The sequence below is a fragment of the Sphingomonas asaccharolytica NBRC 15499 genome (assembly GCF_001598355.1).
Taxonomy (GTDB): Bacteria; Pseudomonadota; Alphaproteobacteria; order Sphingomonadales; family Sphingomonadaceae; genus Sphingomonas; species Sphingomonas asaccharolytica.
In genome coordinates this window covers 1-6199 of the sequence record NZ_BCYU01000140.1, presented here as the reverse complement: position 1 = coordinate 6199, position 6199 = coordinate 1, and the positions used below count along the sequence as shown (strand labels likewise).

7 protein-coding genes are annotated in these 6199 nt (G+C 65.5%); 4 read left to right on the top strand and 3 right to left on the bottom strand.

Annotated elements, in window-relative coordinates:
• The 3 genes from SAS01S_RS21320 to dnaA all read left to right on the top strand — a co-directional run.
• Nucleotides 1-168 (top strand): zinc finger domain-containing protein (locus SAS01S_RS21320; protein WP_281179347.1); only part of this gene is annotated, 168 nt, incomplete at its 5' end.
• 114 nt (nt 169-282) lie between these two features.
• The gene (gene rpsT / locus SAS01S_RS21315) at nt 283-543 is read left to right on the top strand and encodes a 30S ribosomal protein S20 (RefSeq protein WP_066813132.1); all 261 of its coding nucleotides are present in this window, start codon (nt 283-285) and stop codon (nt 541-543) included.
• Between the two features lie 484 nt (nt 544-1027).
• The gene (gene dnaA / locus SAS01S_RS21310) at nt 1028-2380 is read left to right on the top strand and encodes a chromosomal replication initiator protein DnaA (protein WP_245657062.1); all 1353 of its coding nucleotides are present in this window, start codon (nt 1028-1030) and stop codon (nt 2378-2380) included.
• A 103-nt stretch (nt 2381-2483) separates the two neighbouring features.
• Here dnaA and SAS01S_RS21305 read toward each other — a convergent pair whose 3' ends face one another.
• From SAS01S_RS21305 to ubiA, 3 genes are all read right to left on the bottom strand, one after another.
• Nucleotides 2484-3266 (bottom strand): 3'(2'),5'-bisphosphate nucleotidase CysQ, encoded by a 783-nt coding sequence (locus SAS01S_RS21305; protein ID WP_066813130.1) that lies wholly within the window; start codon nt 3264-3266, stop codon nt 2484-2486.
• On the bottom strand, nt 3259-4605 hold the full coding sequence (locus SAS01S_RS21300) for a TldD/PmbA family protein (protein WP_066813128.1): 1347 nt from the start codon (nt 4603-4605) through the stop codon (nt 3259-3261). Before SAS01S_RS21300 ends, SAS01S_RS21305 begins: the two co-directional genes overlap by 8 nt.
• 78 nt (nt 4606-4683) lie before the next feature.
• Nucleotides 4684-5607 carry a 4-hydroxybenzoate octaprenyltransferase gene (gene ubiA / locus SAS01S_RS21295; RefSeq protein WP_066813126.1) on the bottom strand — a complete coding sequence of 308 codons (924 nt, stop codon included), beginning with the start codon at nt 5605-5607 and terminating at the stop codon, nt 4684-4686.
• Nucleotides 5608-5721: 114 nt separating this feature from the next.
• On the opposite strand from ubiA, the gene SAS01S_RS21290 reads away from it, so the two are divergent.
• A complete protein-coding gene (locus SAS01S_RS21290) occupies nt 5722-6159 on the top strand; it encodes a DUF2147 domain-containing protein (protein ID WP_066813124.1) in 438 nt (145 codons plus the stop codon).
• Nucleotides 6160-6199: the final 40 nt, after the last annotated feature.

The following is a 6199-nucleotide window of genomic DNA, read 5'->3' as shown; positions in this document are numbered from 1 at the left end:
GGGTCGAGCCTGCGCGACTTCGCCCGCCCCGACGGCGAGCTCGGCTATTTCTCGAAACAGTTCGCGGTCTATGGCCGGGAGGGCGAGCCGTGCGGCTGCGGCGGCACCGTCCATCGCTATGTCGAGGGCGGACGATCGACCTTCTGGTGCCCTGCCTGCCAGAAGTGACGGTGCATCGTCCCAAAGGTTGACCGAATCTCCATCGCTCGCTAAGGGCCACCGCTTCCGGGCACGGCTATACGTCTTGCCTGTCCCATTTTTTGCGAAATTCAGAGGACTTTCATGGCGAACACGCCGCAAGCGAAAAAGCGTATCCGTCGCAACGACCGTCGCGCGGAAATCAACGGCAACCGCGTTGGCCGCATCCGTACGTTCGTCAAGAAGGTCGAATCGGCGCTGGCCGCCGGGGACAAGGAAGCGGCCACCGTTGCGCTGGCCGCCGTACAGCCCGAGCTGCAGCGTGGCGTCGCCAAGGGCGTGCTCCACAAGAACACCGCGAGCCGCAAGTTCTCGCGCCTGACCAAGCGACTCGCTTCGCTCTAAAGATACCCGATTTGGTAGCAGGGATGGCGCCCGCCGGTGTGAAATTCACCGGCGGGCTTTTTGCTGTCTGGCGCTCCGGCCATGCTGCTCTGCAGCGATCCCCATACCCGATATTCGAACGAATCCGCTAAGCATGGGAAAACCTAGCGATTCGCAAATAGTTCACAGAAACGTAACGCGAAATTCGCCCGGATTCAGTGGGTTATTTAGAGAAGCCCGGATTTCTGCGGGTCAGGGCGAGTCAACTTTTTTATTTTAATATTTCTGTCATCGACGGGGTTGATCGACAGGCTTCGAGCTTCATAATCAATCCTCGCAGCGCCCATCAGGCGCTCGCCGAATCATAGCAGTACTCGCGTTCAGGCGGATAGCATTTCCGGCTGGGGGGAGTCGTCTGTCTAACGAATCGGGCCTGTTGCGGGGGCGTGGGCCGGTGGGGAAGGGATTGTTGCGGGTGGCGGTTTCGGTAGCAAGGGAAGGTGTTGTGCCCGGGGAAGTACTCAATGCCTGGGCGAGAATCCGCAAGAATCTGAGGGAATCGGCTGGCGCGCGATTGTTCGAGCAATGGCTAAAGCCGATCGAGCTCGACGATAGCGACGACGAGACCAATGTACGCCTGACCCTGCCATCGGCGTTCACCGCCAATTGGGTCCGCAACCATTATCAGGACCGGCTGGTCCAGGAATTCCGCGCCGCGATCCCGGCGATTCGCACGGTATCGATCGAAGTGCGTCAGGCGTCCGCGCCGGCGGTGTTGCGCATTGCCACGGACCAGCCGACCGAATCGCCTGCCGCACCCGTCGAAGCCGCCGAGCGTCCGACACTCGATCCGCGCCTGACGTTCGACCGCTTCGTGGTCGATCCGTCGAACCGTGTCGCCTTCAACGCTGCCAAGGCATTGGCCGAACCGGGCGTCCCGCGGTTCAGCCCGTTGTTCCTCCATTCGGGCACTGGGCTCGGCAAGACTCATCTGATGCACGCGATCGGTCACGCCTATCTGACGGCGGTTCCCGAGGCGCGCGTTTTCCTGATGTCGGCCGAGCGGTTCATGTTCGAATTCGTCGCGGCGATTCGCGCCAACGACACGCATGCCTTCAAGACCCGGCTGCGCGGCGCCGATCTGCTGATGATCGACGATTTGCACTTCATCTCGGGCAAGAAGCCGACCCAGGACGAGTTCTTCCACACGATCAACGAGCTGACTGCGGCGGGCAAGCGCCTGGTCATCACCGCTGATCGTCATCCCCAGGGACTCGACGATGTCGAGGCGCGGATCGTGTCGCGGCTGGCGATGGGCCTGGTCGCCGACATCAAGATGCCCGACGCGACCTTGCGTCGCGCGCTGCTCGATCATCGCCTCGGTGAATTGCCCGAGGTCAAGGTGCCCGAAGATGTGCTCGAGCTGCTCGCGCACAAGGTCACCGGCAGCCTGCGCGAAGTCGAGGGCGCGCTCAACCGCTTGGTCGCTTATGCCCAGTTGACCGGCGAGGAGATCAACCTGGAGTTCGCCCAGGCGACGCTCGGCGACGTGCTGCGCGGCGGCACCAAGCGGATCACGATCGATGAGATCCAGCGCGCGGTGTCGGCGCATTACGACCTCAAGCCGGTCGATCTGGTTTCGGCGCGCCGTGCCGTGGTGGTCGCCCGCCCGCGCCAGATCGCAATGTATCTCGCCAAGCGCCTGACCACGCGCTCGTTGCCCGAGATCGGGCGCAAGTTCGGCGGCCGCGACCATTCGACCGTAATCCATGCGGTGCGCCGCATCGAGGAATTGCGCGGCAGCGATCACGAGATCGACGGCGCGGTGCGCAGCCTGATCCGCCAGCTCGAGGGCTGATACCGCTCAAAGAAACACAGTGCTCCTGCGAAAGCAGGAGCCCAGGGTTACGAGCGATTCCCTTTGCGACTCTGGGCTCCTGCTTTCGCAGGAGCACTGCGCCTCAGCGCGGCTTGCCCAATCCCGCCACCGCACGCTCATGCAGCCGCGCGATCGCAGCCAGGTGAATGCCCGGTGCCGTCGCGAGCACCCCGAACGCTTCGGCACGCGGGGTGTTGAAGCGCAGTTTGCGCCCCACGGCATCGCTGACCGAGCAGCCGGCTTCGCGCGCGATAAGCACGGCGGCGGCTATATCCCATTCGTTGCCCCAGCGGATCGTCGCGAGCAGATCGGCCTGACCCGCCGCGACCATCGCGATTCGCAGCGCGATCGAATTGGGCTTGGCGACCGCGACCAGATCGGCATCGACATCGGGCAGCGCATCGGTTGGCGTGCGCGCGCCGGTGAAGATCGTCCGACCGCTATGCATGATCGGTTGACCGTTGAGCGTCGCGCCCTTGCCTGTTTCAGCACGCCAGACTTCGTTCAACGCAGGGGCGTCGAGCACTGCCGCCACCGGCTGCTCGCCGTCGACCAAAGCGATCGATACCGCCCATCCTTCGCGCCCGCGGATATAGTCGCGGGTGCCATCGATCGGATCGACCACCCAGCAGCGGCGGTGGTTAAGCCGCACTGCGTCGTCGACCGTCTCCTCCGACAACCAGCCGGCGTCAGGGGCGAGTGCGGTCAGCCGGTCGCGGAGCAAGGAATTGACGTCGAGATCGACCTGACAGACCGGGTTGCCCGGTGCCTTTTCCCAACGCGCGAAATCGGTCCGCCAGCGGGCGAGCGCATAGGCCCCCGCTTCAGCGGCGATCGCCGCGAGTTCTTCGATCAGCTCAGCCACCCGCGACCGTCATTCCATCGATCCGGAGCGTGGGGACGTTGGTTGCGTAGCGGAATTCGAGATCGTCGGCAGCGGTCAGGTGGAGGAACATGTCCTTCAGATTGCCGGCAATGGTGAATTCGTCGACCGGTGTGGAGAGCACGCCATCCTCGATCAGGAAGCCCGCCGCGCCGCGGCTGTAATCGCCGGTGACGCCGTTGACGCCCTGGCCGATCAGCTCGGTGACATAGACGCCCCGCCTCACCCCGGCGATCAGGTCGTCGCGGCTGGTCTTTCCCGCGGCGAGATAGGTGTTGCTCGTACTGACCCCCGGAGCCCCGGCGCCGCCGCGCGCGGCATGGCCGGTGGGCTCAAGTCCCAGCTGCCGCGCCGAGGCCGAATCGAGCAGCCAGGTCGTGAGGATACCGTCGCGGATCAGGCTGGTCGCCGAGACTGCTAGCCCTTCGCCATCGAATGGCCGCGAGCGCAGCCCGTGCGGGCGGAGCGGGTCGTCGACGATGTCGATTCCGGCAGCAAAAATCTGTTCGCCCAATTTGCCGAGCAGGAAGCTGGTGCCGCGCGCGATCGCCGCGCCCGAAATGGCGCCGGTCAGGTGGCCGATCAGCGAGGCGCCGACACGGGGGTCGAACAGCACCGGCATCGGGCCACTGGCGACCTTGCTGGGGTTGAGCCGGGCGACCGCGCGCTCACCTGCTTCGCGGCCGATCGCCTCGGGCGAGGGGAGGTGCGCGCGGTGGCGCGCCGTGCGGTGTCCGTAATCGCGCTGCATCGCACCGCCACTGCCTGCCAGCACGCTGGCCGAGACCGAATGGCTAGTGGTGGCATAGGCGCCGGAGAACCCATGGCTGGTGGCGAGCGCCCAGGCGACGCGCGACGCCGAGGCGCCACCGCCCTCGCTGTTGGTGACGCCGGGCACGGCGCGGGCGGCGTCCTCCGCGGCGAGCGCGGTTTGCTTGAGCGTGGCGGGAGCGGGATCGTCGGCATCTTGCAGATTGAGATCGGGGATCGGCCCCGTCATCAGCCGATCCTCGGGGGCTAGCCCCGCCCATTTGTCCTCGGGCGCCTCACGGGCCATCGCCACCGCGCGCTCGACCAGCGCGTCCATCGCGGCCGACGACAGATCGGAGGTGGAAACCGAGGCCGATCGCTGGCCGACGAACACGCGCAAGCCCAATTGCTCCTCTTCGGAGCGACCGACATCCTCGAGCTCCCCGAGCCGCACCGACACCTCGACACTGGCCGAGGCGCCGAGCACCGCGTCGGCGGCATCGGCGCCGGCCTTTTGCGCACGAGTAACGATATCGAGAGCGCGGTCGCGCGCGGCGTCGGGAGTCAGCATGACCGGCACTTAGGAAGCGCAGGCGCGCCGGTCAAAGGGCGTCGGCAAAACTGACCGAGTTCGATCGCCGGTGCTCGCTCAAAAACTGGTTTGTCCGACCACAAAGCAGGCGAGGAACACCAGCAGCCCGGCGAATCGGTTCGAGCGGAAGCGGCGAAGTGCGTTGGCGCCGTCGGCGGGATCGAGCGTCGCGACTTGCCAGGCGAAATGCAGCGCCGCCGGGGCGAGCGCGACGAGCACCAGCGGGTCGGGCCGCAATTCCCACAGCGCCAGCGCCCAGCAGGCGACCGCGAGCGCGTAGAACGTCCCCACGCCTGATCTCACCCGGCTGCCCAGCGCGCGCGCCGATGAACGAACGCCGACGAGCGTATCGTCCTCGATATCCTGGAGCGCGTAGATCGTGTCATAGCCGATCACCCAGAAGATCGACCCGAGATAGAGTAACGGCCCCGGCATCATCAGCGACCCGGCGATCTCGCTCCACCCGACCAACGCCGCCCAGGAAAAGACGATGCCCAGCCAGGCCTGCGGCCACCAGGTGATCCGTTTCATGAACGGATAGGCCGCGACGGGTGCGAGACTGACCAACGCCACGATTGCGGCATAACGGTGCAGTTGGAGCAGCACGACCAGGCCGATCAGGCACAAGAACACCAGCCAGATCCATGCTGCCTTGAGCGACACCGCGCCCGAGGCGAGCGGGCGGCTCCGCGTGCGTTCGACCTGGCGATCGAGATCGCGGTCGACGATGTCGTTATAGACGCAACCCGCGCCCCGCATCGCGATGGCGCCGAGCGCGATCCACAGGATCAGATCCCAGCGGTCGAACGCGCCATGCGCCAGCGCGATCGCCCAGGCGCCGGGCCAGAACAGCAATTGCCAGCCGATCGGCCGATCGAATCGCGCCAGCAAGGCGAATGCGCGCGGATAAGGCGGCAATCGCCCGACCAACCCGCGATATTGGGTGTCTGGGACGATCTCGGACTCGGGTTCGGCAGTCATCACCTATTCACTAGCCGCGTGCGAATTGCCGCACCAGCGCCACGCCTTGCCCCACGACGGACAATTTCTATTTCTAGGCGGAAGAGGTGGGGGAGTGCGTTTTTGGAGTTTGCGATGTCGACGATCATGTCCCGACTTCTGGCCTGCGCCGCGCTGACGCTGACCGTCGTTGCGGCGTCTGCGCAGGCCGGTCCCGAACCCGATCCGGCACGCGCCGGCGCGGCCTGGGCGGGCACCTGGACCAATATGAACAACACGATGCACGTCCGCGCCGGCCGCTGCGGCGATGCGATGTGCGGCACCGTGATCTGGGCCGACGACAAGACCAAGGCGGACATCGCCTCGCGCGGCCGGACCTTGATCGGGACGCAAGTGTTCCGCGAATTCCGCCAGGTCGGCCCCAATGAATGGAAGGGCAAGGTCTATGTGCCGGCACTCGACCAGACGATTTCGGGGCGAATCGAACTGACCGATTCCGACAGTATCACCGCCAGCGGCTGTACCTTATTCGGTTTCGGCTGCCAGACGCGGCACTGGAAACGGATACGCTAGGGGCGTTCGCGTGTTAAGGGCCCGTACCCGATTACCACGA